Genomic DNA, 25011 nt, shown 5'->3' with positions numbered 1-25011 from the left:
ATAAAAAGTGGTGATTACTTTGAATTATGTTTATATATTAAAATGCAAAGATAATTCTTTATATACAGGATGGACTAATAATTTAGAAAAGAGAATTAATGCACATAATAATGGATGTGGAGCAAAATATACTAGAGGAAGAGGTCCTGTAAAGCTTATGTATTTTGAGGTTTTTGAAGATAAAAGAGAGGCTCAAAGTAGAGAGTATTATATAAAGAAGTTAACGAAAGAACAAAAATTAAAGCTTATAAATAGTAAGGATATTGAGGAGGGGACTTATGAAAAAGAAATTAACGTATGATATTTATTTTGAAATCATATTTTATATCTTACTTGTAGCATATTTAATATATGGAATAATAAATAAAGATATGATTTTATTATATTCAACAGTTTTAACATTCATTACTTTAGTTTTACCTAGAGCTATATGTAAAATTGCTAAAATAAAATTATCTCCATTTTTAAACTTTATAATTGTGGGATTTATTTTTATTTCAATGTTTTTAGCCAAAGTAAATAACTTCTATGCTATACCACATTGGGATACATTTTTACATGTATTATCCGGAATATTAACATTTATACTTGGATATTTGTTATTTTTATACCTTAATAACTATAAAACAGATAATGTAAACTCATTAGTAATAGTTGTATTTGCTCTTTTATTTGGAATAGCTTGTACAGCTGTATGGGAAATGTGGGAATTTTTCACAGATCAAACTTTTGGATTAACAGCACAAATAAGTTTATTTGATACTATGAAAGATATTATAACAGGAAGTATATTCCCTATTGTTTTATCACCATTTTTAAATAGATTTTTAAAGGGTAAACCTAATAAATTATTTCAAGATTTAACTGACTTTATGAAAAATAATAATAAAAGAAAATAAATTAAAGACTTTACTATTGATTTAGTAAAGTCTTTTTACTTTTATAAGATTAATTTAAATTAAAATATTGATTTAGTATTAATTAACTATGGATAAAAAGTTAAAAATAGATATTTTACTATTTTTATTATGGTTATTAAGCTTATTTTATTTTAGAATCTTAAAGGAAGGTTTTTTAGTGGGGAGGCTTTAACATGTTTAATGAGGAATTTAGTAGAGTTAATAGTGCTGGCATAGGAAAAATAGATTTGCTAAATAATAGTAAGGGACGTTATTTAGTATATGCTATGATGGCTGGACTTTATGTAGGTTTTGGTATAATGTTAGCATTTACCATAGGAGGGATATTAGATAGTGTGAATTCTCCAAGCACAAAAATGGCAATGGGTGCATCTTTTGGAGTGGCTTTAAGTTTAGTAGTTTTTGCAGGAGCAGAGCTTTTTACAGGAAATAATTTTGTAATGACCATAGGAATACTAAATAAAAAAATAAATTTTAAAGAATGCGGAAAAATATGGGGAATGGCTTACTTAGGAAATTTCTTGGGATCTATAGTAGCAGCCTTAGGGTTTGTAGGAGCAGGTTTAGCTACTGGTAGTGTAAGCGAATTTATAATTAAAACAGCTGGAATTAAAATAAGTATGCCAGTGGAACAGTTAGTTATAAGGGGAATACTTTGTAATATATTAGTATGTTTAGCTGTATGGTGTACTTATAGGTTAAAAACAGAGTCTGGTAAGCTTATAATGATGTTTTTATGCATTTTTGCTTTTGTAACAGTTGGATTTGAACATAGCGTTGCTAATATGAGTTTACTAGCAATAGGAGTTGTTTTAACAAAGGGAACAACTATAACAATATATGGTTATTTATACAATTTATTTTTTGTAACAATAGGTAATATAATAGGTGGAGCTATTTTGGCTATGGCATATTATTATATATCTGAGGAAAACAAAATAAGTAAGAAAAAAATAGTTAAGAAAAAAGATATTTTTGTGAACTAAGCTCAATTAAATAGGTATCTTTTATATTTTAAGACTAAATATTTAAAATATGATCATTTAAGTTCTGTTATTTCGTGAAGTTTTATGTTAAATTAGATTATATTGTGTGAAAATACTAATATTTTGTGAATTACAGTAGGAGAGATTATGAAAGTAATAAGTATTGATGAGTTAAAGAACATAAGTTTTTTTTCGAGACTTAATGATGATACATTAAAATATATAGCTCAAAATTCGAAAGTATTAAAAAAGAAAAAGGGAGAGCATATTTTTAGAGATAAGGATAAAGTTCAAGATATCTTTATTGTATTAAAAGGAAAAGTTACTCTTTATAAGATGAATGAGTATGGTCAAAAAAGAATAATATATATCCTTGGAGAAGAAAGCTTTTTAAATGAAGTAATAGTTGATAATCTATCTTCATCAATAAATGGAGAAGCTTTTGAAAATTCAATTATATTAAGTATAGAAAAAAACAAGTTAATAAAAATAATGAGCGAAGATTTTGAATTAACAAAAATTGTTTTAAATGAAATGAGTAGAAAAATAAGAAGACTTTATAGACAAATGAAGAACGTAACTCCTATAAAACTTGAAAAAAGAGTAGCAGCAAAGCTTTGGAAGCTTAGTAAAGATTATGGAAAAGAAGTTGATGAAGGAACACTTATTGATCTAGATATAAGCATAACATATTTAGCAGACATGTTTGGTTCACCAAGAGAAAGTGTTTCTAGAGCTATTAAAACATTAAAAGATGAGAATCTAATAATAAAAAATAACAAAAAAATAATAATACCTGATAGAGAGAGAATTGCAGCATATTTTAAATCTTTATTATAGGTAGAGTCCTTGTGGTTAAAAGTTATAAATATTTATTTATAACTTTTTATTTTTAAATAATCTAAGAAATTTTACAGTGTAACAAAAATCACATCATCTTTAACACTTTATTCTTATAATATACTTTGTTAAATTCTTAATTATTAAAGTTTAGTTTATGAAAGAGTAGCTTCTTTCATTTTATAAAATAAATTAGAATTTATTTAATTTCAAAATAAAGTTAAGTTTAAGAGGTGTTTTATTATGGGTTTAAGGCTTACAAAAGACAATTTTGATAAGATAATAGACTGTTTAAAAAAAGAATATAAGATATACGCTCCTAAAGTTATGGAAGGTAAAGGTAGATTTTCAGATACTGACATGACAAGATATGGAGAAATAGATTCTATAAATGATATTGAGTTTTCAAAGAAGTCAGATTTCTCATATAAAGAAGTTTTACTTCCAATAACTCAAACATTATTTTTCTTTACTGAAGATAAATTTAGTGAAGCAAGTGTAGAAGAAAAGAACATATTAATTTTCTTAAGAAGTTGTGATATGCATTCATTAAGAAGAATTGATGATATATATTTAAGAAATGGTTTTGAAGATCCTTATTATAAAAAGTTAAGAGAAAAAGCTAAGTTTATAGTAATGGGATGTGAAAATAGCTTTGATAATTGTTTCTGTGTAAGCATGGGAACTAATAAAACAGATGAATATTCAGCATATATAGGAATAGATAAAGATGAAGTTTTATTAGATATAAAAGATGAAGAATTAGCAAAAATCTTTGAATCAGTAGAAATTAATAAAGAAGAGGTTTCACCAAAGTTTGTAGAAGAAAATGAAACTAAGGTTGAAGTTCCAGAAGGAATTGATTTAAACATAATAAAATCAACTGTATGGAATGAGTATTCAGAAAGATGTATAGCTTGTGGAAGATGTAACTTTGTATGTCCAACATGTACTTGTTTCACAATGCAAGATATATTCTACAAGGATAATGAAAATGCAGGTGAAAGAAGAAGAGTTTGGGCTTCATGTCAAGTAGATGGATATACAGATATGGCTGGTGGACATAGCTTTAGAAAAGATAAAGGACAAAGAATGAGATTTAAAGTTATGCACAAAGTATATGACTACAAGAAGAGATGGGGATACCATATGTGTGTTGGATGTGGTAGATGTGATGATATATGTCCAGAATACATATCTTTTTCAGAATGTGTAAATAAACTTAAAGATGCTGTAGAAGAGGTGAAAGATAATGCATAATGAATATACTCCTTTTATATCAAAAATATTAAACGTAAAAAAACATACTGACATAGAATATACTTTTAGAATGGAATTTAAAGGCGATGTTAAGCCAGGTCAATTCTTTGAAGTTTCTCTTCCAAAGTTTGGAGAAGCTCCAATATCAGTAAGTGGTATAGGAGAGGACTATGTAGAACTTACAATAAGAAGAGTTGGAGTAGTAACAAATGAAATATTTGAAAAATATGAAGGAGATAAACTTTTCTTAAGAGGACCTTATGGTAATGGCTTTGATGTTGAAAACTATAAAGGAAAAGAAGTTATAGTTGTTGCTGGAGGAACTGGTCTTTCACCAGTCAAAGGAATAGTAGATTATTTTTCACAGAATCCACAAGATGCAGAAAGCTTTACTCTTATAAGTGGATTTAAAGGACCAAAGGATATTCTTTTCAAAGATGATATGAAAGAATGGGAAAAGAATATGAATATGATCATAACTGTTGATTCAGCAGAAGAAGGTTATGAAGGAAATACAGGACTTGTAACTAAGTACATTCCTGAATTAGAAATAAAAGATATGGATAATGTTCAAGTTATAGTTGTTGGTCCTCCAATGATGATGAAGTTTACAGTTTTAGAGTTCTTAAAAAGAGGAATTAAAGAAGAAAATATTTGGATATCTCAAGAAAGAAAAATGTGTTGTGGATTAGGTAAATGCGGACACTGTAAGATCGATGATACATACATATGCTTAGATGGACCAGTATTCAACTATACTAAGGGTAAACTTTTAATAGATTAGGAGGAAGGACTATGTCTTTAGATATAAATACTAAAAAACTTAAAAAGAACGCTTTTAGAGTAACTAAAAGAAGAGGATATACAGCATCAAGAATAAGAGTTCCAGGTGGACATTTAGATGCTAAATTATTACTTGGTATTCAAGAAATAGCTGATACTTATGGAGATGGTACAGTTCATATCACAACTAGACAAGGTTTCGAAATACCTGGAATAGATATGAGAGATATACCTGAAGTAAATAAAAAACTTCAACCTATTATAGAAGCTTTAGAAATAAACCAGGAAAATCCAGGAGATGGATACAATGCAGCAGGAACAAGAAACGTTTCAGCTTGTATAGGAAATAATGTTTGTCCATATGCAAATTACAATACAACAAATTTCGCAAAAAGAATAGAAAAAGCAATCTTCCCAAATGATTTACATTTTAAAGTTGCTTTAACTGGATGTCCTAATGATTGTATTAAAGCGAGAATGCATGACTTTGGAATAATAGGAATGACAGAACCACAATATGAAAGAAATAGATGTGTAACTTGTGGAGCATGCGTTAGAGCTTGTAAAAAGAAAGCTACAGGAGCTTTAAGTTTTGAAAACTTTAAAGTTGTTAGAGATGCAAGTAAGTGTATAGGTTGTGGAGAATGTGTTATGAACTGCCCAACAAATGCATGGACAAGAAGTAAAGAAAAATACTATAGATTAGCTATAATGGGTAGAACAGGAAAGAAAAATCCAAGATTAGCAGAAGATTTTATACTTTGGGTAGATGAGGATAGTATTGTTAAAATTATCTTAAATACTTATAAATATGTTACTGAATATATTGATAAAAATGCTCCAGGTGGAAAAGAGCACATTGGATACATAATAGACAGAACTGGATTCATGGAATTCAAAAAATGGGCTTTAGAAGGAGTAACTTTATCTGAAAAAGCATTAATGAAAAATAATGTTTATTGGAGCGGAATACATTACACAAACGGATTTTAATAAAAAGCACTCTATTTATAGAGTGCTTTTATTTATATAAGCAATAACTTATAATGAATATATATTTTTTTGATATAACTAATACAATTATTTCATTGGGCATATATAATTTTTATGATATTATAAAATATGTAGTATTTTAATAAAATTTTAACAGATGATATATAAACTTAGGAGGCAGTTCATGATAGGTGTTATAGGGGTTAAAAGGAATGTAGATATAGAAATAAGAGAAAAATTAGCCTTATATCCTAAAAAACATAAGAAATATATAGAAAAATTATTAGATTCATTTAAAGAAGTTGTAATAGTAAATACTTGCAATAGAACAGAAATTTACTTTAATTGTACTAAAAATATTTCAGATGATGAAATTTTTAATAAGATTTTTAGTGCATTTAATTGGGATGATGATTTAAAAAAATATATGTTTTTATCAAAGGAAAAGAGAGCAGTAACCCACCTTATGGAGGTTATCTGTGGATTCCACTCAAGAATTTTAGGGGAAGATCAGATTTTAGGGCAAATTAAAGATGCTTACAAAAAAGCTATTTCTGATAATAGTATTTCAAGTGAATTACAAAAGATGTTTGAAATAGCTATTGCTTGTGGTAAAAAGTTTAAAACTGAGTGCAAAATGTTTGAAGTGCCAGTTTCGTCGGTATCAATATCAATAAATAGTGCTTTATTAAAAGGGTGCAAAAAATTTATGGTGTTAGGCTACGGTGAGATTGGAAAACTTGCAATTAAGCACCTTTTATGCCATAAGGCGGAGTGTATTTATTTAATAGTAAGGGATAAGAGTAAGGCTAGTGATCTAAAAGATGAAATTGTAGAAATCTTAGATTTTAATGAAAAAAATGAAGTTATAAATGAGGTTGATTGTATAGTTTCTTGTACAGCAGCACCTCACACAGTAGTTAGAAATGGAGACATAAAAGAAGATGGCGAGAGAATATATATATATGATTTAGCTGTTCCAAGAGATGTTGATAAAGAATTATCAGGAAAAGAGCGAATAATTCTTAAAGATATAGATGAAATAAGTAAAATTGATGATAAAAATAAGCAAATAAGAAAAGAAAGAATGGAAGAATATAAGTATATAGTTGAAGAGAGTATAGACGAATTCATAAATTGGCTTAAAATAAGAGAGATTTCAAGTAGAATAAGAAACATAAAAATAAGAGAAAATGAAATTTGTAAAGAGAGAATAAAGACTTTTTCTAATAAAGGAAATGGAGAAAATGCTAAATTAGCAGAGAGAATGATAAAAAGTACAGCTGATGCTTATGTTAATAGGGCTATAGAACTTTTAAAAAGTGAAGCTTTAAAGGGAAGTGATAGTTCTTGTGTAGAAATAATAGAGAAGATATTTTTAACTTAGTACCAATAAATATTATAAGTAGCAAATTCCACGTTAAGGTAATAGGTGGTGGAAAGGCTGCAGCTATAAAAGTTAAAGGACTATTAGAAAAAGGTTGTTATGTACATATTTTATCAAAAGAGTTCTCAAAGGAAATATTAGATATTAACAATGAAAACTTAAAGCTTGAAAAGGGAACTTATTATAAAGAGTTTATAAAAGATGCTCATCTTATAATAATAGCTGTAGATGAAGATGCCTTAGCATATGAAATATGTAATGATTGTAATGATGAATATAAATTATATTTAAATGCCATTGATTACAAAGATGGTATGGTGTCTATTCCTTACAGTAGATGTTATGAAAATTTAGGATTTAGTATAAGTAGTAAATTAGGGTCACCTAGATTAACTAGAGCTATAGGTGAAGAGGTAGCAAATATTATTAAAGAAAATGATATATACTCAATTAAAGTAGCTAAGATTAGAGAAAAAGCTAAAAAAGAAGAATTAAAGGATGAAATAATAAAGGCTATTTCAAGTAAAGAATTTAAGAATGCTTTTTTAGAGAAAAGAGAATATGAATATTTAAGAAGTGTTTTGGGGGAAAAATTAGCTAATTCACTAACTGAGGATTAAGGTGAATATAATATTAATTTAAAATGATTCTTTATAATCATTAGCTTTATTAAAATAAGGATCTGTTTTAAACATTCACCTAAAATATAGTCTGAGAAAAAGAGTATTAAATTTATTATAAAAATAATCAATGTGAGGTTTGAACTAATGGAATTAATAATAGCAACTAGAAAAAGTAAGTTAGCACAAGTGCAAACTGAAAAAGTTATGGAACTTTTAAAAGAAAAAGAAAATATAGACAGTAAGAAACTTTTAGTTATGACAGAGGGAGACAGAAGACTAGATGTTTCGTTAAATAAAATAGGTGGTAAGGGGCTTTTTGTAAAAGAGATAGAATTAGCTCTTTTAAATAAAGAAGCTCACGGTGCAGTTCATAGTATGAAAGATGTTCCTTTTGAACTTCCTAGTGAATTTGAGCTTGTTGCAATGCCAGAAAGAGAAGATATAAGAGATGCCTTTGTGTCTTTAAATGGTTCAACTTTATCTAATCTAAGAAAAGGAGCTAGAATTGGAACTAGTAGTATAAGACGTGCAGAACAATTGAAATTATTTAGAAATGATTTAGAAATCGTTCCAATTAGAGGAAATGTCCAAACTAGAATAAGAAAAATAACTGAAGATAAATTAGATGGTATTATATTAGCCGCAGCAGGATTAAAAAGACTTGGTATGGAAGATGTAATAAGTGACTATTTCGATCCAAAGGTATTTTTACCAGCCATAGGACAAGGAGCTTTAGGAATAGAGTGTTTAAAGGGTGGAGAGTTTAATAACTATTTCAAAGCATTAGATAGCAAAGAGGTTAGAGTTACTGTTGAAGCTGAAAGAAGTTTTATGAAAGTTTTAAATGGAGGATGTCATAGTCTTATAGGTGCTTATTCAGAGGTTAAAGATAATGACTTGTATATGATAGGTACATTCACAGTAAACAATAAAATAGTTAAAAAAGATATATTAGGAAAGAAAGAAGATAATATATTATTAGGAAAAAAACTTGCAGAAAAAATATTAGGAGAGGTTTAGGAGGAACTATGAATAAAAAAGCATATATAATAGGCGCAGGTCCTGGAGATGAAGAGTTATTAACAATTAAGGCAATAAATGCATTAGAAAAATGTACAGCTGTCTTATATGATAGATTAGTTGGAAACAACATACTTAATTATTTAAATGATGATTGTGAAATTTATTATTGTGGAAAAGAGCCGGGATGTCATTATAAAACGCAGGAAGAGATAAATGAAAGTATAGTTGAACTTGCTAAAAAAGGACACATTGTAGGAAGAGTAAAGGGTGGAGATCCTTATGTATTTGGTAGAGGTGGAGAAGAGGTACTAGCTCTAGTAGAAGAAAATATTCCATTTGAAGTTATACCAGGAGTCACATCTCCTATTTCTGTACTTAATTATGGAGGAATACCTATAACTCATAGAGGGTTAGCACAAAGTTTTCATATAGTAACAGGAATGTCTGCTAGAACTTTGAATGTTAATTGGGAAGCTTTAGCTAAAGAGAACGGAACATTAGTGTTTATGATGGGGCTTTCAAATTTAGAAACAATAGTTGAGAAGCTTTTAGAAAATGATAAAGATATAAAGACTCCTTGTGGTGTGGTAATGAGAGGAACGACTTCAAAACAAAGAAAGGTTATTGGAACTTTAGAGAATATATGTTCAAAAGTTAGAGAGGCTAAATTAGAATCACCTTGTATAATAGTTGTTGGAGATGTTGTTTCATTAAATGAGAAACTTTCATGGTTTGAAAAGTTACCTTTATTTGGAGCTAATATCTGTATTACAAGATCTAAAGAGCAGTCAAAAGAACTTAAGTGGAAATTAAAAGAATTAGGGGCGGAAGTAACAGAAATAAACTCTATAAAAATAAAAGAAACTGCTGAAAATTTAGATGAATATATTAATAGTTTAGAAAAATATAATCATATAATATTTACTTCAGTAAATGCTGTTAATGTATTCTTTAATTACTTAGTAAAAAAGCAAGTTGATATAAGAAAGATAAGAGCAGATTTTGCTGTACTAGGAAAAGCGACTAAAAAAGCCTTAATAGCAAGAGGACTTATACCAACTATAATGGCAGAGTCATTTACAGCAGAAGGTTTATTTGAAGCCTTAAAAGATAATATTAAAGAAGGAGAAGAGATATTAATTCCATGTTCTTCTTTAAGTAGGGAATATTTATTTGATAATTTGAATGCTTTAGGAGCTATATGTCATAGAGTTAATATTTATGATACTGTATGCGGAGATGTTAAAAATCCAAGAGCTTTCAAGGAAGTTGATATGGTATTATACACAAGTCCTTCAACGGTTAAAAACATGATTGATATGATTGGACTTGAATCTCTTAAAGAGAAAGTAAGCATAGCTATAGGACCCATAACATTAAAAGCCTTAAATGAAAGTGGAATTCAAGGAAAAATGTGCAAAACACATTGTGGAGATGGATTTTTAAGTGAAATTGAGGGTATATGGAACGAGGTTAAAAAATAAATTTGTGGTAAAATTAAATTTATAAGTAAATCACAAATAAATTAGGAGGAAAGATTATGATAAAGAGAGGAAGAAGACTTAGAATAAATAAGGAAATGAGAGATCTTGTTAGAGAGAATACTTTAACAGCAAATGACTTTATATTTCCTATATTTGTAGTTGAAGGAAACAACGTAAAAGAGGAGATAAGTTCTTTACCAGGAAACTATCATGTATCTTTAGATAGATTAAATGAAATAGTAGATGAAGTTGTAGCTTTAAATATAAAAGGTGTAATTATATTTGGTCTTCCAGATCATAAGGATGCCTGCGGATCAGAGGCATATTCTGACGAAGGAATTGTTCAAAAAGCTATTAGAAAACTAAGAGAAGATTATGAAAATCTATTAGTAATAACTGATGTTTGTATGTGCGAATATACAAGTCATGGTCATTGTGGAATAATAGAAGGAAAAGATGTAGATAATGATAAAACTTTAAGTTTCTTAGATAAAATAGCAGTTTCACATGCAAAAGCTGGTGCTCATATGGTAGCTCCTTCAGATATGATGGATGGAAGAATATTATCTATGAGAAATGCTTTAGATGAAGCTGGATTTGTTAATGTTGGAATAATGAGTTATTCTGCAAAATATTGCTCAGCTTTTTATGGTCCTTTTAGAGAAGCTGCTAACTCAGCACCACAATTTGGTGATAGAAAAACTTACCAAATGGACCCTGCGAACTCAAGAGAAGCTATAAAAGAAGTAGAACAAGACATAGAAGAGGGTGCAGATATAGTTATGGTTAAGCCTGCTTTATCATATTTAGATATTGTTAAAGAAGTTAGAAGTAAAGTAGATGTACCAGTTTGCGTTTACAATGTAAGTGGTGAGTTTGCTATGGTTAAGGCAGCAGCTAAACTTGGACTTATAAATGAAAAGCAAGTAGCTTTAGAAATGCTTTTATCAATGAAAAGAGCAGGCGCAGATATGATAATAACTTATTATGCTATAGAAGCTGCTAAATGGTTACAAGAATAGTTTAAGACTATAATATAATCAAAAATATATTTGATTAACAATCTTATAGTTAGGAGAATGAATATGGACAGAAATAAAGAAATATTTGAAGAATCAAAAAAATACATGCCAGGTGGAGTTAATAGTCCTGTAAGATCTTTTGGAAGTGTTGGAATAAATCCTCCAATAATAAAAAGTGGTAAAGGAGCTATGATAAAGGACGAGAATGGAAATGAATATATTGACTTTGTCTTAGCTTGGGGACCAATGATATTAGGTCATTGTGATGAAGATGTAGTAGAAGCAATAAAGAAAACTTCAGAAGAAAGTATAGCTTTTGGTGCTTCAACAAAATTAGAATTAGACTTAGCTAAACTTTTATGTGAAACATTAGATAATGTTGACATGATAAGAATGGTAAACTCAGGTACAGAAGCTACTATGAGTGCTGTAAAGTTAGCAAGAGGATACACAAAGAAAGATAAAATAATTAAATTTGCAGGATGCTATCATGGACACTTTGATGGATTCTTAATAGAAGCTGGATCTGGAGTGTTAACAGAAGGAATTCCAGGATGCTTAGGTGTTCCAGAAGAAAGTATAAAGAATACTTTAATAGGAATATACAATGATGAAAAGCAAGTTGAAGAATTATTTGAAAAGTACGGAAATGATATTGCTGGAATAATAATAGAGCCAGTTGCTGGAAATATGGGAGTTGTTAAATGTGATCCTAAGTTCATGAGAAAACTTAGAGAATTATGTGATAAATATGGAGCGCTTCTTATATTTGATGAAGTTATGTGTGGATTTAGAGTAGCTTATAAAGGAGCACAAACTTTATTTGATGTTAAGCCAGATTTAGTTACTTATGCTAAAATAATGGGTGGTGGACTACCTTGTGGAGCATATGGTGGAAGAAGAGAGATAATGGAAAACTTATCACCACTAGGTGGAGTTTATCAAGCTGGAACAATGTCAGGAAACCCAATAGTAATGAGTGCAGGACTTGCAACAGTTAAAAAACTTTATGAAAATCCATCATACTATAATCATATTGAAAAAATAGGATCAAAACTTGAGACTGGTGTTCTTGAAATAGCAAAGAAAAAAGGTATTGGGCTTGTTGTTAATAGACAAGGTGGAATGATGACTTTATTCTTTACTGATTTAAAAGAAGTTAAATGTTATGATGATGTAAAAACTTGTGATGGAGAAAGATTTAAGAGATACTTCTTACATATGTTAAACAAAGGATTTAACATACCACCATCACAATTTGAAGCAATGTTCTTAAGTGTAAAACATACAGAAGAACATATAGATAAATTCCTAGAGGCTTTTGAAAGCTTTGAAGGATAATAAATTTTAAAAAGTTTTAAATGAATGCTGATTTTTAGGTATATGTTTAAGGAAATAACTTAATTTAATAGGGAGCTTTATTACAAATCAATATACTTATATGTTTTTGTATTAGAAATTTTCTTCTTAATTAAGCTATTTATATACCTATAAGTCAGCTTTAATTTTATGATAAGAAATTTTAATTTTAATTAAGTGGGGTTTTTATGAGAGAAAAAGTGAAATTAAAAAAAGACAAAGAATGTGATGTTTTTGTAATGGGAGCTGGAATTGCAGGAATTATGGCAGCAATCCAAGCCTCTAATAATGGTGAAAAGGTAATAATAGCAAGTAGTTCAAATATCTTTTCAGGGTCAAGCTTTTATCCTGGTACATGGGGCTTAGGTTTAATAGGGCCAGAGAATAAAAATGATGAAGAGGATTTAGCTAAGACAATTAAAGAAGTTGGTTGCAATGTGGTAGATGAGGAATTAGTAGAAACCTTTGTTAAAAATATTAATCCAAGTATAGATTTATTAAAAGAAATGGGTGTTAAGCTTAAACAAGCGAATAATTCAGGAGAAAAAGAATTCATTCCATGCTTTGACCATAAAAATAGAAATTGGAATGGTATTTTATTTGAAAGTGCAAAAAAAAGTTTTAGATCATAAGTTAAAGAGCAATGAAGTTTTGGAATATCCTTTCTCAGAGGTAATTGAAATAGTAAAGGAAGATAATAATGTCATAGGTGTAATCATTATCAATAAGTTGAATCAACTTGAATTTATAAAATGTAAAGCACTTGTAATAGCTTCTGGAGGAATAGGTGGTCTATTTAAATATAGATTAAATACTATTGATATAACAGGAATGGGGCAGTCTTTGGCATTAAAAGCTGGATGTAAATTAGTGAATATAGAGTTTATGCAGATGATGCCAGGATATATAAAGCCATGTCCAAAGACTATATTTAATGAAAAGACCTTTAAATATATAGAATCTAGAAATGAAGCTGGTGAAGATATATTTAAGAATATAGAAAATTTAGAAGAAAAACTTCAAGAAAGATCAACTTATGGACCTTTTACTTCAAGATTAAATTCTAAAGAGATTGACTATGCTATATTTAAGGAATTTATGAAAAATAACAACGGAGTCACTGTTAGATATAAGGAAGATTTACAATATAATATGCCAGAATTTATTGAGGTTTATTTTAAATGGTTGAAAGAAAATAAGAATCTTACTATAGAGGATAAAATAAACATAGGAATATTTTTTCATGCAGCGAATGGTGGAATTATTATAACTAAAGAGACAGAGACAAATGTAAAAGGATTATTTGCAGCAGGAGAATGTACAGGAGGCATGCATGGTGCAGATAGAATAGGAGGTTTGTCTACAGCAAATGGTCTTGTTTTTGGGAAAATAGCTGGAGAAAGTTCAAGTAAATATGCAAAAAATAAAAGTTTAAATGATAAAGATGAAGTAGAATTTGAACTTTATGAAATAGATAAGGCCGAAGAGCTTATTTTAGAAGTTCAAGAAATAATGTTTAAAAATGCAATGATAGAAAAAAATGAAGTTGGAGTTAAAAATGCTATTTCAAAATTAGATAAGATGTCTAAGGAATTTATATATAAGAAAGATATAAATATGGAAAATATAAAACATTCATATAGATTAGAAAATAATATATTGTTATGTAAAGCAATATTAAAAGCAATTGAGCTTAGAAAAGAGAGTAGAGGATCTCATTATCGAAATGATTATCCCAATATAAATAAAAATATGGAAAAAATGATACTAGCTGAATTAAAGGATGATATTAAAGTATATTTTAAAGAAGAAAAAAATAATTATACTTTAGTATAACTTTATTATTTCAATTAAGATAACTTAGAATTTTAGAATTGAAAATAAATAAAAAAATACAGTGTATGTAAAACAACACTGTATTTTTTTATTACATTAAAGGAGAAACAAGTCTTATTATTGATTCACCAATTTTAGATAGAATAGAACGATTTTCAAATTTTTCAAGAGTGACTTTTTCACAAGCCTCTAAATCCTTTAAAAATTGATCCTCCATAGCTTTTGAAAGTTTTTCATTATATACGAATATATTACTTTCAAAGTTTAAAGAGAAGCTTCTTATATCCATATTAGCAGTTCCTATGCTACATATAGAAGAATCTGCTACTATGGTTTTAGCATGTAAAAATCCTTTTTGATATAAGTAAATATTTGCACCAGCTTTTAGTAAAGATTCAAAATACGAATTTGCTATCCAACCCATAAACTTATGATCAGGGTTTCCAGGTAACATTATTTTTACATCAACTTCAGATAATGCAGCAAGTCTTAATGCTTCAAGCATAGGTTCATCCAGTACAAAATATGGAGTTTGTATAAATAAATTTTTCTTAGCAGAATTTATAATTTTAAAATAACCATTTTTAATCTGCTGTTCAATGTGGTCAGGACCTGAAGAAACTATTTGAGCTCCAATAATTTTATCAGGTACATCTAAAGAGTTAGGATGTATAAAGTACTTTTTAAGATCTATATTTAAGTCTGAATCATTAGCATAACTCCAATCAAGAAGGAATCTTCCTTCTAAATCATTTATTGCAAATCCTTTTATCTTAGTGTGGGTATCACGCCAATAACCTATTTTTTTATCTCTTCCAAGATATTCATCACCAATATTAAATCCACCTAGAAAAGCTACTTTTCTATCTATAACAAGTATTTTTCTATGATTTCTATAGTTTATTCTTAGGTTTATATATTTGCAAAAGCCAGGAAAGAATATTTTAAATTCTCCACCAGCAGCCTTAAAGTCATCTATATATTTTTTATGTATAGAGTTACCAATAGAGTCTACTAGTAGTTTTACCTCAACTCCTTCTTTAGCTTTTTCTGTTAAGGCTTTTAATATTTTTTTACCAATTTCATCGCTTTTAAAAATATAAAATTCCATATGAATAAATTCTTTTGCTTGTTCTATTTCATTTATCATCTCTTCAAAAAGACTGTGAGCATCAAAATATAGATCTATATCATTACGTTGAGTATAAGTTGAGTTATCATTATTAAAGTTCATCATTATTAAATCTTTATATTTTAAAGAAATATCATCTAATTTGTAATGTGCTTTAAATGCATTTAAGTATTTTTGTTTTGTTTTATCATCTGTAATTTTTTTCTTAAAGTTTTTCTCACGTGTTATGTTTTGACCAAAAAGAATATAAATAATAAATCCTATTATAGGTAAAAATGTTAATATTAAAATCCATGCCCAAGTAGTTGCAGGATTTTTCCTTTCAAAAAATATAATTGATAATATGAATATAATATTTATTAAAAATATTGCGCTTAAAAAAAAGTGCATAAAACTTCCTCCTTCGTATATTAAAAATATCAGTACAATAATTAAATTTGTGCAGACTGATATTTTAATTATTCATTATCTAATATAAATTTGCTCTAAAAGCTCACATGTGTTAATTGGAGAATTAATGTTATTTGAAGCTAGTAATTTAATCCCTTTATAGCTTATTCTAAGTTTACATTTACTATTTTTTAACTCCTTAACAAATTCAAGAATTGAATTTATGTTTATTTCAGAATTAAAAATACTTAATATATTAAGGTAAAGATATTCTGTATATAAGCATTTATAATCTGAATATCCTTCATAGGATTCCATATTTTCACATAAGAATTTAACATAATCATCAATGACATTAAATATTTCGGAAAGTTTATCTCTATATATGAATTTTAAGGAATCAACTTCTAAAAATGCTTTGCTTAAAGCGGATAAAATATCTTCCTTTATTATAGAAACTTCATCAGATGAGAAGAGTAAATATAGATTCAAATAAGAATCTCTTTTAGAAAAAATAGTTTCTAAATAGTTTATAAATGAATAGAAGTCCTCTCTATTATTACCTGGTTCTATTTGAAATAATATTTTGAAAAATAGATTCCAGTGGAAATCATAGTTCATAGCATGAGCCAATTTATTGCCTATAGAAATAGAAAAATCTGAATCAAAGTCTAAAGGCTCATTTCCAATAGATAATTTATTCTTAAAAGAAATAGAATTTTTAAAAACTTCATTTAATCTTACAGAAGTATTTATAAAAGTGGTGTAGTAATCTTCAGATGTATTACAATTATTCTTTGTAAATATGTAATCAATTATTATATCGCAAGCATTTCTAAAGTCAATTGATATTCCCAATTCATTTTTTACTTTAGAAGAGTAGATATCATAAATCATTTTAGATAAAAGAAGTTCTATACCTTCTTTTTTAATTCCCATACCAGGAGTATTATTCATGTTGGAATTAACATGATTAAATATTGTAAGAAGTTGGTTATCTATTAAACATAAATTATTCTTAATAGAATGAAGTATATTTTTATAAAACTTATCACCTAAAATCATGTTATAATTTTTATAAATAATCTTATGTTCAATTTCTCCCCAAAAATTATTTACCATTGATTTTATTTGAAGTTCAAAGTTAAATTTTTCACCTTCATTAACTACAAAGCCATCTATTCTATATAATTCAAAACCATTTTTTTGTTTTAAAGGTTGATGTTCATTTAGGTCTAAAAATATATTAGGGTTTTGAGAAGAATAATTGAAACCCTCTTCATTAGTACAGTTAAAAACTGTTCTTATGAATTTAAAAATATGCTCTTCATCTTCTATAAATCTACATTCTATTCTTACCCCTATTAAATCAGATAAATTTTCAAATAAATCCTTAGGAGAGTTATATTTAAGATAATAGTTATGTCGTATTATCTTTTCTTTTAAGCTTGAAGCGGATTTTACTCTAGTTGATATATTAAAAAAACCTTCACAAGAATTTTCTAGTAAGGAGTAGAAAAAATCATCTAATAAATTTGCACTATATGCAAGTTCCTTTTTTATATCCTTAAGTAATTCCAAAGTAGCTTTAGTGAATTCAAAAACTTTTAATTCCAAATTTAAAACACCATCCTTGTTAGTTAAAGTTGTTAAAGTCAGTATAGTTTAATAATATCAACATATATTAAGTATAACAATATAAGAATTTAAAATATTATGTATATAATATTGCTATTTTTTTGAAATAAAAATACATTTTGTTATTTAAATAGAGAATTAGTTTTAAATTTATTAATATAAATTATTATTAACTAATAGTTTATAAAGAAAAGAGGATATTAATTAAGATAATAAGAAAAAAATTAAAAGCTAAAAATAGACTTTGACTTTCTTTGACTTTTATAGTATTATTATTACATAAGATACAAACAAGAGAATATTGAGGTGATAAAATGAATGCAGATAAAATGACATTAAGAGTACAACAAAGCTTAAATGATGCTTATGAAATAGCAGTTAGATATAATAATCAACAATTAGATGTAATTCACTTATTTTCAGCATTAGTGAATCAAAAAGATGGTTTAATTCCTAATATATTTGAAAAAATGGGTGTTAATGTTGAGTCATTAAAAAGAGACATTCATGTTCAAATAGATAAAATGCCTAAAGTCTTAGGAGAAGCAGCACAATCATCAGGTGTTACTGCTACAAGAAGAATAAATGAAGTATTAATAAAAGCAGAAGAAATTTCAAAACAATTTGAGGATTCATATATAAGTGTTGAGCATGTAATGCTTGCAATTATGGATATAGATAAAAATGGAGTTGTGGGAGAAATCTTAAGAAGAAATAATATAACTAAAGATGGATTCTTAAAGGTTTTAAACGAGGTTAGAGGAAGTCAAAGAGTTGATTCACAAGACCCAGAAGGAACTTATGAAGCATTAGATAAATATGGAACTAACTTAATAGAACTTGTAAAACAACATAAATTAGATCCTGTTATAGGAAGAGATGAAGAAATAAGAAGAGCTGTTAGAATTCTTTCAAGAAAAACTAAGAATAATCCAATATTAATAGGTGAACCTGGAGTTGGTAAAACTGCTATAGTTGAAGGATTAGCAGAAAGAATTGTAAGAGGGGATGTACCAGAAGGATTAAAAGATAAGGTTATTATCTCATTAGATATGGGAGCTTTAATAGCTGGTGCAAAATACAGAGGAGAATTTGAAGAAAGATTAAAAGCTGTATTAAAAGAAGTTCAAAGCTCAGAGGGAAAAATTCTTTTATTCATAGATGAAATTCATACAATAGTAGGAGCAGGTAAAACAGATGGTGCAATGGATGCAGGAAATCTTATTAAGCCAATGCTTGCAAGAGGTGAATTACACTGTATAGGAGCTACAACTTTTGATGAATATAGACAATATATTGAAAAAGATAAAGCTTTAGAAAGAAGATTCCAACCTGTAATAGTTGAAGAACCAACAGTTGAGGAAACTGTATCAATTTTAAGAGGATTAAAAGAAAGATTTGAAATTCACCATGGAATTAGAATCCATGATTCAGCAATAGTAGCTGCTGCAAAACTTTCTCATAGATATATTCAAGATAGATATTTACCAGATAAGGCTATAGATTTAATAGATGAAGCTGGTGCAATGATAAGAAGTGAAATAGATTCTCTTCCAACTGAATTAGATATTATAAGAAGAAAAATTTTAATGCTTGAAACTGAAAAGGAAGCTTTATCAAGAGAAAGTGATGATGCATCAAAAGAAAGATTAGTCGCTTTAGAAAAAGAGCTTGCTGAACTTCAAGATAAAAATGATGAAATGACAATTAAATACGAAAAAGAAAAATCTCATATTTCAGCAGTTAGAGACTTAAAAGCTGAATTAGATGAAGCAAGAGGATTAGCTGAAAAATATGAAAGAGAATATGATTTAAATAAAGTTGCAGAACTTAAATATGGAAGAATTCCAGAGCTTGAACGTCAAATAAAAGAACAAGAAGCTTCAATGGAAAAAGATAATGAAAATGCATTATTAAAAGAAGAAGTTACTGAAAATGAAATTTCAGAAATAATTTCAAAATGGACTGGAATTCCTGTTACAAAACTAGTTGAAAGTGAAAGAGAAAAACTTTTAAGATTAGAAGAAGAGCTAAGAGAAAGAGTAATAGGTCAAGACGAAGCTACAACTGCTGTTGCTAATGCAGTAATAAGAGCTAGAGCTGGACTTAAAGATGAAAGAAAGCCAATAGGATCATTTATATTCTTAGGACCTACTGGGGTTGGTAAAACAGAGCTTGCAAAAACTTTAGCAAGAAATCTGTTTGATAGCGAAGATAATATAGTAAGAATAGATATGTCTGAATATATGGAAAAACATGCTGTATCTAGATTAATAGGACCTCCTCCAGGATATGTTGGATATGAAGAAGGTGGACAATTAACAGAGGCTGTTAGAAGAAATCCATATTCAGTAATATTATTTGATGAAATAGAAAAAGCACACGATGATGTATTTAATTTATTCCTTCAAATACTAGATGATGGTAGATTAACAGACAACAAAGGTAAAACTGTTGACTTTAAAAACACTATAATTATTATGACTTCTAACATAGGAAGTAGCTATTTATTAGAAAATAAATCTAATGAAGGTATAGAAGATGATGTTAGAGAAAATGTAATGAATGAAATGAAGTTAAGATTCAAACCAGAATTCTTAAATAGAGTAGATGACATTATAATGTTTAGACCTTTAAGTAGTGAAGGTATTAAGAAAATTATAGATATCTTCTTAAGAGATGTTGAAAATAGATTAAGAGAAAGAAATATAACTCTTGAAGTTACTGATGCAGCTAAAGATATATTAGCTGAAGAAGGATATGATCCAGTATATGGAGCTAGACCATTAAAGAGATATATAAGTAATGTATTAGAAACTGAAATAGCTAAGAAGATAATAGCAGGAGAAATTTATGATGGATCTGTTGCTTTAATAGATGGAGTAGATGGAAAAATTATAGTTTCAAGAAAATAAAATATTAATTAAAAGAAACCGTAGGTTTTAAATAAGACCTATGGTTTCTTTTTTTGTTTTAATTTTAAATAAACTTTAAATAAAATGAAAATAAAATTAAAATGATAATAAAAAAGTCTTAAATTTAAAAAATATTCATAAAAAACTGTAGAAAATTGATAAATTTATGGTTATAATAATTTTAAAATAATAAAAAGAAAATTTTAACGGTATTAAGATGATAAATTGAAAAGGGGAGATAATGATGGAACTAATAGGAATATTAATCGTAATAATAGGATTTGCATTAAAGTTTGATACTATAGCTGTTGTATTAGTTGCAGGTTTAGCTACTGGGTTAGTAGCAGATATGAGTGTATATGAAATATTAGAAAAATTAGGTTCAACTTTTGTAAGTCAAAGACATATGACTTTATTTATTTTAACCTTACCTGTAATCGGTATGTGTGAGAGATTTGGTTTAAAAGAAAGAGCTATAACTTTAATAAAAAATATGAAAAATATGTCAACTGGAAAACTTTTAAGTTGTTACCTATTCATTAGAGAGGCTGGGGCAGCAGTTTCACTAAGATTAAGTGGACAAGCGCAGTTTATAAGACCACTTATAAATCCAATGGCTCAAGGAGCAGCAATAAGTAAATATGGAAAAATAGATGATAAAAACGAAGATTTAATAAAGGGAACAGCAGCGGCTATGGATAATTATGGTAATTTCTTTGGACAGAATGTATTCTTAGCAAGTTCAGGAGTACTTTTAATAGCTGGAACACTACAAGAATTAGGGTATGGAGTTAGTACTCTAGAAATAGCAAAGGCTTCAGTACCAATAGCTATAATAGCTTTAATACTAGGAGTATTGCAAAATAAGTTATTAGATAAAAAGTTAAGTAAAAACCTATCAAAGAACAAAGAAGAAGTAAAGTAGAGGTGAGATTTAATGAATATGGAAATGATTTCTAATATATTGCTTGAAATCTTTTATATAATAGTAGGTCTTTTAATGTTAAATACGGCAATTGACACACTAAGAGATAAAGAACATAAAACTAGAATAGGAACAGCAATTTTTTGGACTATACTATCAATTATATTCATAGCTGGAGGAGCTATTCCACCAGTAGTAGTAGGAGCTTTACTTTTAGTTATAGGTGTATTAACGGCAAGTAAGCAAGTTAATATAGGAAACTTAAAGATGCCTAATATAGATTTTGCAGAAATGCAAGCTAAGAAGTTAAAGAATAAGATTTTCTTACCTTCAATCGTAATAGCAATAGGTTCTTTGGTAATTGCCCAATTTACAAGTTTATCAGGGACTGTTGCGATAGGTATATCTTCAGTGGTAGCGGTAATAACAACATTTATAGTATTAAAAGCTAAGCCTAAGCACTTAGTAGAAGATAGTAATAGAATGGTTCAGTCAGTTGGATCTACAAGTATATTACCTCAGCTTTTAGCAGCCTTAGGAACAGTATTTACTGCTGCAGGTGTTGGAGATGTTATATCATCAGGAATATCTAATTTTATCCCAGAAGGGCATATATTAGCTGGTGTAACAGCTTACTGTGTAGGTATGGCCGTATTCACTATGATAATGGGAAATGCCTTTGCAGCCTTCTCAGTTATAACTGTAGGAATAGGATTACCGTTTGTATTTGCTCAAGGAGCTAATGTTGCTGTAGCGGGAGCCTTAGCCTTAACAGCAGGATACTGTGGAACATTATTAACACCAATGGCAGCAAACTTCAATGTAATGCCAGCGGCTCTTTTAGAGACAAAAGATAAGAATGTGGTTATGAAATGTCAAAGCTTATTTGCTATAATTTTATTAGTGATACATATAGCATTAATGTATTTCTTAGCATTTTAATTAACTATGATTTTAAAGTAAGGAGTGTATGAGAATGAAAGTATTAATCACAGGATTCGATCCTTTTGGAGGAGAGAGTATAAATCCAGCTTTAGAAGCTGTTAAAATGATACCAGAAAATATAGAGGGAGCTGAGGTTATCAAGTTAGAAATACCTACAGTTTTTAGAAAATCTCTTGAAAAAATTGAAGAGAAGATAAATGAGATTAATCCAGATGTAGTTATTTCAATAGGACAAGCTGGAGGAAGATTTGGTATAACTCCAGAGAGAGTAGCTATAAATATTGATGATGCCAGAATAAAAGATAATGAGGGAAATCAACCAATAGATATTCCTATATATGAAGATGGAGAAAGTGCATACTTTAGTAATTTACCTATAAAAGCAATGGTTAAGGAAATGTTGGATAATGGAATACCAGCATCTGTTTCTAATACAGCAGGAACTTTTGTTTGTAATCATGTGATGTATGGAGTTTTACACTTAGTTAATAAGAAGTATAAAAATATAAGAGCAGGATTTATACATGTACCTTATATTCCAGCTCAGGTTGTAAGTAAACCCAATACACCATCTATGTCAATTAATGATATAGCAAAAGGATTAGAGCTTAGTATAAAAGCTATTGTTTTAAATGATAATGATATCAAAGTTATAGGAGGCGCTGTTTGCTAATGTTAGAACCTAGGATAAAAAGAAAAATCTTTGTTTATGGAAGTTTAAGAACAGGATTTTTCAACTATGATAAGTACTTAAAAGGAAAAGTTATAAAGAGTGAATTAGGAAGAGTAAAAGGAACTTTATATCATATGCCTAAAAAGGGATATCCTGCTTTAGTAGAGGGGGATGGTTTTGTATATGGAGAGGTAATGACTATTCTTGATTATGAAGATGTAATAAATGCTATGGATCTTATGGAAGGTTACTTTGGAGTTAATAATAATAGTAATGAATATAATAGAGTTGAAATGGATGTAGAAATCCTAGGAAAAAAATCACCAGAAAAATGTTATGTTTATTATTATGCAATGAATGATAAAGAAGAATTTGAAAATAATAGTATTTTAATAGAGGATGGAAATTGGAGAAACTTTATGCTTCAAAAGGTTTCTTAAGAAAAAGACTAGAGGATAAGAATTTCTTATCCTCTAGTCTTTTTTATTATTTCATTGATTGTTCGTATTTTTCTACCATTCTTTTAACCATTTCTCCACCAACGCTTCCGCATTGTTTTGAACTTAGGTCACCATTGTAATCTGAGAATGGTACTCCCATTTCATTTGCTACCTCATTCTTAAATTTTGCTAATCCGTTTTTTGCTTCTGGAACTAATTGTGCCATTTTGAATTCCTCCTTTTAAGTTAAATGAGATTTTTTGAAAGGAGAAGTTTTCTTTTCCTTTCGCTATTATGATGTGCAGAAATAGATTTAATAAACTATAAAATGATATCCATTACAGGATTAAAAGACATGTTATGGAATAAAATGAAAAAATAATTTTTAAATTTTATAATAACTAATAAATCAAATAAAAAAACTCAAACAGAAATAGCATCTGCTTGAGTTCAAAATATTATACATCAAAATTTAAATCTTTATAAGCTAGAAATCCATGACAGGTATCTGCCTCTTTTACTGCCTTAATAATAGCTTTTTCCATAACTTGAGCAGCTAAAAGACCAACAACATTTATATCAGCAGCTACTTTATTTGAAGAAAGAGCAAAGATTGTATCACCGTCAAACATAGTATGAGCTGGTCTTATGGTTCTTCCAAAGCCGTTTTGAGCCATAGAAGCAATCTTATTAGTTTGAGCTTTATTAAACTTACCATTAGTGACTATGGCCCCTATAGTGGTATTACCTTTAAAAGCATTTCTAGGATTTGCATAGTTGCCTATTAAACTTTCCTCAGTGTCAATGAAGGCTTTCATATCTTCACTTAATCCACCAGCAATGATTTTATTATTATTATTTGGATCAACGATATCTCCAAGACTATTAACCCCAACAATAGCACCAACTTTTAAGTCACCAACTTGCACTGCATAGCTTCCAAAGCCACCTTTCATTGCAAATTTAGGATTTATAGCTTTACCTACAGTAGCACCAGTACCACAACCGATGTTACCATTTTTTGAATCTTTATAATCTTCGGAATTTTTACAAGCTTCTATTCCCATTTCCTTATCAGGTCTTACTTTTGGATTTCCACATATTAAGTCAAATAAAACAGCTCCGCACACTATAGGGACTTTAGCTACGCCTACATCAAAGCCAACATTTTTATTTTCTAGGTATTCCATAACTCCAGAACAAGCATCAAGACCAAATGCAGAGCCACCAGATAATACAACAGCATGAACTTTATCAACCATTTCCATTGGATTTAAAAGATCTGTTTCTCTAGTACCTGGCGCACCACCACGTACATCAACACCACCAGAAGCTCCTTCCTCACAAATCAAAACTGTACATCCAGTAGCACCTTCAAAATTATGCGCATGTCCTAACTTAAATCCGTCAATATCAGTAATTTTTATTTCAAACATA

General features: G+C 28.4%; 22 protein-coding genes and 1 pseudogene. 19 read left to right on the top strand and 4 right to left on the bottom strand.

The annotated features are described in order from the left end of the window. Nucleotides 1-19 precede the first annotated feature (19 nt). The 14 genes and pseudogenes from AC2JAQ_RS09365 (at nucleotide 20) to AC2JAQ_RS09300 (ending at nucleotide 14516) form a co-directional block, all read left to right on the top strand. Nucleotides 20-301 (top strand): GIY-YIG nuclease family protein, encoded by a 282-nt coding sequence (locus AC2JAQ_RS09365; RefSeq protein ID WP_488456206.1) that lies wholly within the window; start codon nucleotides 20-22, stop codon nucleotides 299-301. Then, entirely contained in the window at nucleotides 279-899 is a 621-nt protein-coding gene (locus tag AC2JAQ_RS09360) for a DUF2238 domain-containing protein (RefSeq protein WP_488456205.1), read from the top strand. Before AC2JAQ_RS09365 ends, AC2JAQ_RS09360 begins: the two co-directional genes overlap by 23 nt. Nucleotides 900-1093: 194 nt before the next feature. Next, on the top strand, nucleotides 1094-1906 hold the full coding sequence (locus tag AC2JAQ_RS09355) for a formate/nitrite transporter family protein (protein WP_488456204.1): 813 nt from the start codon (nucleotides 1094-1096) through the stop codon (nucleotides 1904-1906). A gap of 147 nt (nucleotides 1907-2053) precedes the next feature. After that, entirely contained in the window at nucleotides 2054-2746 is a 693-nt protein-coding gene (locus tag AC2JAQ_RS09350) for a Crp/Fnr family transcriptional regulator (protein WP_488456203.1), read from the top strand. A gap of 243 nt (nucleotides 2747-2989) precedes the next feature. Continuing rightward, nucleotides 2990-4006, top strand: coding sequence for an anaerobic sulfite reductase subunit AsrA (gene asrA / locus AC2JAQ_RS09345; RefSeq protein ID WP_488456202.1), 1017 nt, complete (start codon nucleotides 2990-2992; stop codon nucleotides 4004-4006). After that, on the top strand, nucleotides 3999-4790 hold the full coding sequence (gene asrB / locus AC2JAQ_RS09340) for an anaerobic sulfite reductase subunit AsrB (RefSeq protein ID WP_488456201.1): 792 nt from the start codon (nucleotides 3999-4001) through the stop codon (nucleotides 4788-4790). The genes asrA and asrB overlap by 8 nt, the downstream gene beginning before the upstream one ends. Nucleotides 4791-4801: 11 nt before the next feature. After that, a complete protein-coding gene (asrC, locus tag AC2JAQ_RS09335) occupies nucleotides 4802-5782 on the top strand; it encodes a sulfite reductase subunit C (protein ID WP_423238869.1) in 981 nt (326 codons plus the stop codon). Nucleotides 5783-5966: 184 nt separating this feature from the next. After that, on the top strand, nucleotides 5967-7169 hold the full coding sequence (gene hemA, locus AC2JAQ_RS09330; protein ID WP_488456200.1) for a glutamyl-tRNA reductase: 1203 nt from the start codon (nucleotides 5967-5969) through the stop codon (nucleotides 7167-7169). Then, nucleotides 7133-7789 carry an NAD(P)-dependent oxidoreductase gene (locus tag AC2JAQ_RS09325; protein WP_488456199.1) on the top strand — a complete coding sequence of 219 codons (657 nt, stop codon included), beginning with the start codon at nucleotides 7133-7135 and terminating at the stop codon, nucleotides 7787-7789. Before hemA ends, AC2JAQ_RS09325 begins: the two co-directional genes overlap by 37 nt. A 147-nt stretch (nucleotides 7790-7936) precedes the next feature. After that, complete coding sequence (gene hemC / locus AC2JAQ_RS09320) at nucleotides 7937-8812, top strand: hydroxymethylbilane synthase (RefSeq protein WP_488456198.1); 876 nt, start codon at nucleotides 7937-7939, stop codon at nucleotides 8810-8812. Nucleotides 8813-8820: 8 nt separating this feature from the next. Then, the gene (cobA, locus tag AC2JAQ_RS09315) at nucleotides 8821-10299 is read left to right on the top strand and encodes a uroporphyrinogen-III C-methyltransferase (protein WP_488456197.1); all 1479 of its coding nucleotides are present in this window, start codon (nucleotides 8821-8823) and stop codon (nucleotides 10297-10299) included. Between the two features lie 56 nt (nucleotides 10300-10355). Further along, entirely contained in the window at nucleotides 10356-11321 is a 966-nt protein-coding gene (gene hemB / locus AC2JAQ_RS09310; protein ID WP_488456196.1) for a porphobilinogen synthase, read from the top strand. Nucleotides 11322-11384: 63 nt separating this feature from the next. Continuing rightward, a complete protein-coding gene (gene hemL, locus AC2JAQ_RS09305; protein WP_488456195.1) occupies nucleotides 11385-12662 on the top strand; it encodes a glutamate-1-semialdehyde 2,1-aminomutase in 1278 nt (425 codons plus the stop codon). Between the two features lie 206 nt (nucleotides 12663-12868). Beyond that, nucleotides 12869-14516 (top strand): annotated as a pseudogene (locus tag AC2JAQ_RS09300) (FAD-binding protein). Between the two features lie 91 nt (nucleotides 14517-14607). Here the strand turns inward: AC2JAQ_RS09300 and cls are convergent. Then, the gene (gene cls, locus AC2JAQ_RS09295; RefSeq protein ID WP_488456194.1) at nucleotides 14608-16038 is read right to left on the bottom strand and encodes a cardiolipin synthase; all 1431 of its coding nucleotides are present in this window, start codon (nucleotides 16036-16038) and stop codon (nucleotides 14608-14610) included. A 75-nt stretch (nucleotides 16039-16113) separates the two neighbouring features. Further along, nucleotides 16114-17655: a GTP pyrophosphokinase gene (locus AC2JAQ_RS09290; protein ID WP_488456193.1), complete on the bottom strand. Its 1542-nt coding sequence runs from the start codon at nucleotides 17653-17655 to the stop codon at nucleotides 16114-16116. Between the two features lie 335 nt (nucleotides 17656-17990). Between AC2JAQ_RS09290 and clpB the strand changes: the two genes are divergently transcribed. The 5 genes from clpB to AC2JAQ_RS09265 all read left to right on the top strand — a co-directional run bounded on the left by clpB (nucleotide 17991) and on the right by AC2JAQ_RS09265 (nucleotide 23574). Continuing rightward, nucleotides 17991-20591, top strand: a complete 2601-nt coding sequence (gene clpB, locus AC2JAQ_RS09285; RefSeq protein ID WP_488456192.1) for an ATP-dependent chaperone ClpB — start codon at nucleotides 17991-17993, stop codon at nucleotides 20589-20591. 244 nt (nucleotides 20592-20835) lie between these two features. After that, nucleotides 20836-21516: a DUF969 domain-containing protein gene (locus tag AC2JAQ_RS09280; protein ID WP_488458795.1), complete on the top strand. Its 681-nt coding sequence runs from the start codon at nucleotides 20836-20838 to the stop codon at nucleotides 21514-21516. Between the two features lie 12 nt (nucleotides 21517-21528). Beyond that, nucleotides 21529-22458: a DUF979 domain-containing protein gene (locus tag AC2JAQ_RS09275; RefSeq protein WP_488456191.1), complete on the top strand. Its 930-nt coding sequence runs from the start codon at nucleotides 21529-21531 to the stop codon at nucleotides 22456-22458. Nucleotides 22459-22492: 34 nt separating this feature from the next. Then, nucleotides 22493-23134 (top strand): pyroglutamyl-peptidase I, encoded by a 642-nt coding sequence (pcp, locus tag AC2JAQ_RS09270; RefSeq protein ID WP_488456190.1) that lies wholly within the window; start codon nucleotides 22493-22495, stop codon nucleotides 23132-23134. Then, nucleotides 23134-23574, top strand: a complete 441-nt coding sequence (locus AC2JAQ_RS09265; protein WP_488458794.1) for a gamma-glutamylcyclotransferase family protein — start codon at nucleotides 23134-23136, stop codon at nucleotides 23572-23574. Before pcp ends, AC2JAQ_RS09265 begins: the two co-directional genes overlap by 1 nt. A 46-nt stretch (nucleotides 23575-23620) precedes the next feature. Here the strand turns inward: AC2JAQ_RS09265 and AC2JAQ_RS09260 are convergent, their stop codons facing one another. Both AC2JAQ_RS09260 and AC2JAQ_RS09255 read right to left on the bottom strand, forming a co-directional pair. Further along, the gene (locus tag AC2JAQ_RS09260) at nucleotides 23621-23800 is read right to left on the bottom strand and encodes an alpha/beta-type small acid-soluble spore protein (RefSeq protein WP_060795835.1); all 180 of its coding nucleotides are present in this window, start codon (nucleotides 23798-23800) and stop codon (nucleotides 23621-23623) included. Between the two features lie 232 nt (nucleotides 23801-24032). Beyond that, a complete protein-coding gene (locus AC2JAQ_RS09255) occupies nucleotides 24033-25010 on the bottom strand; it encodes a P1 family peptidase (protein ID WP_488456189.1) in 978 nt (325 codons plus the stop codon). Nucleotide 25011 lies beyond the last annotated feature (1 nt).

It is taken from the genome of Clostridium sp. LIBA-8553 (assembly GCF_057782465.1).
Note: the sequence above shows the minus strand (reverse complement) of the source record. Positions and strands in the feature narration are given on the sequence as shown.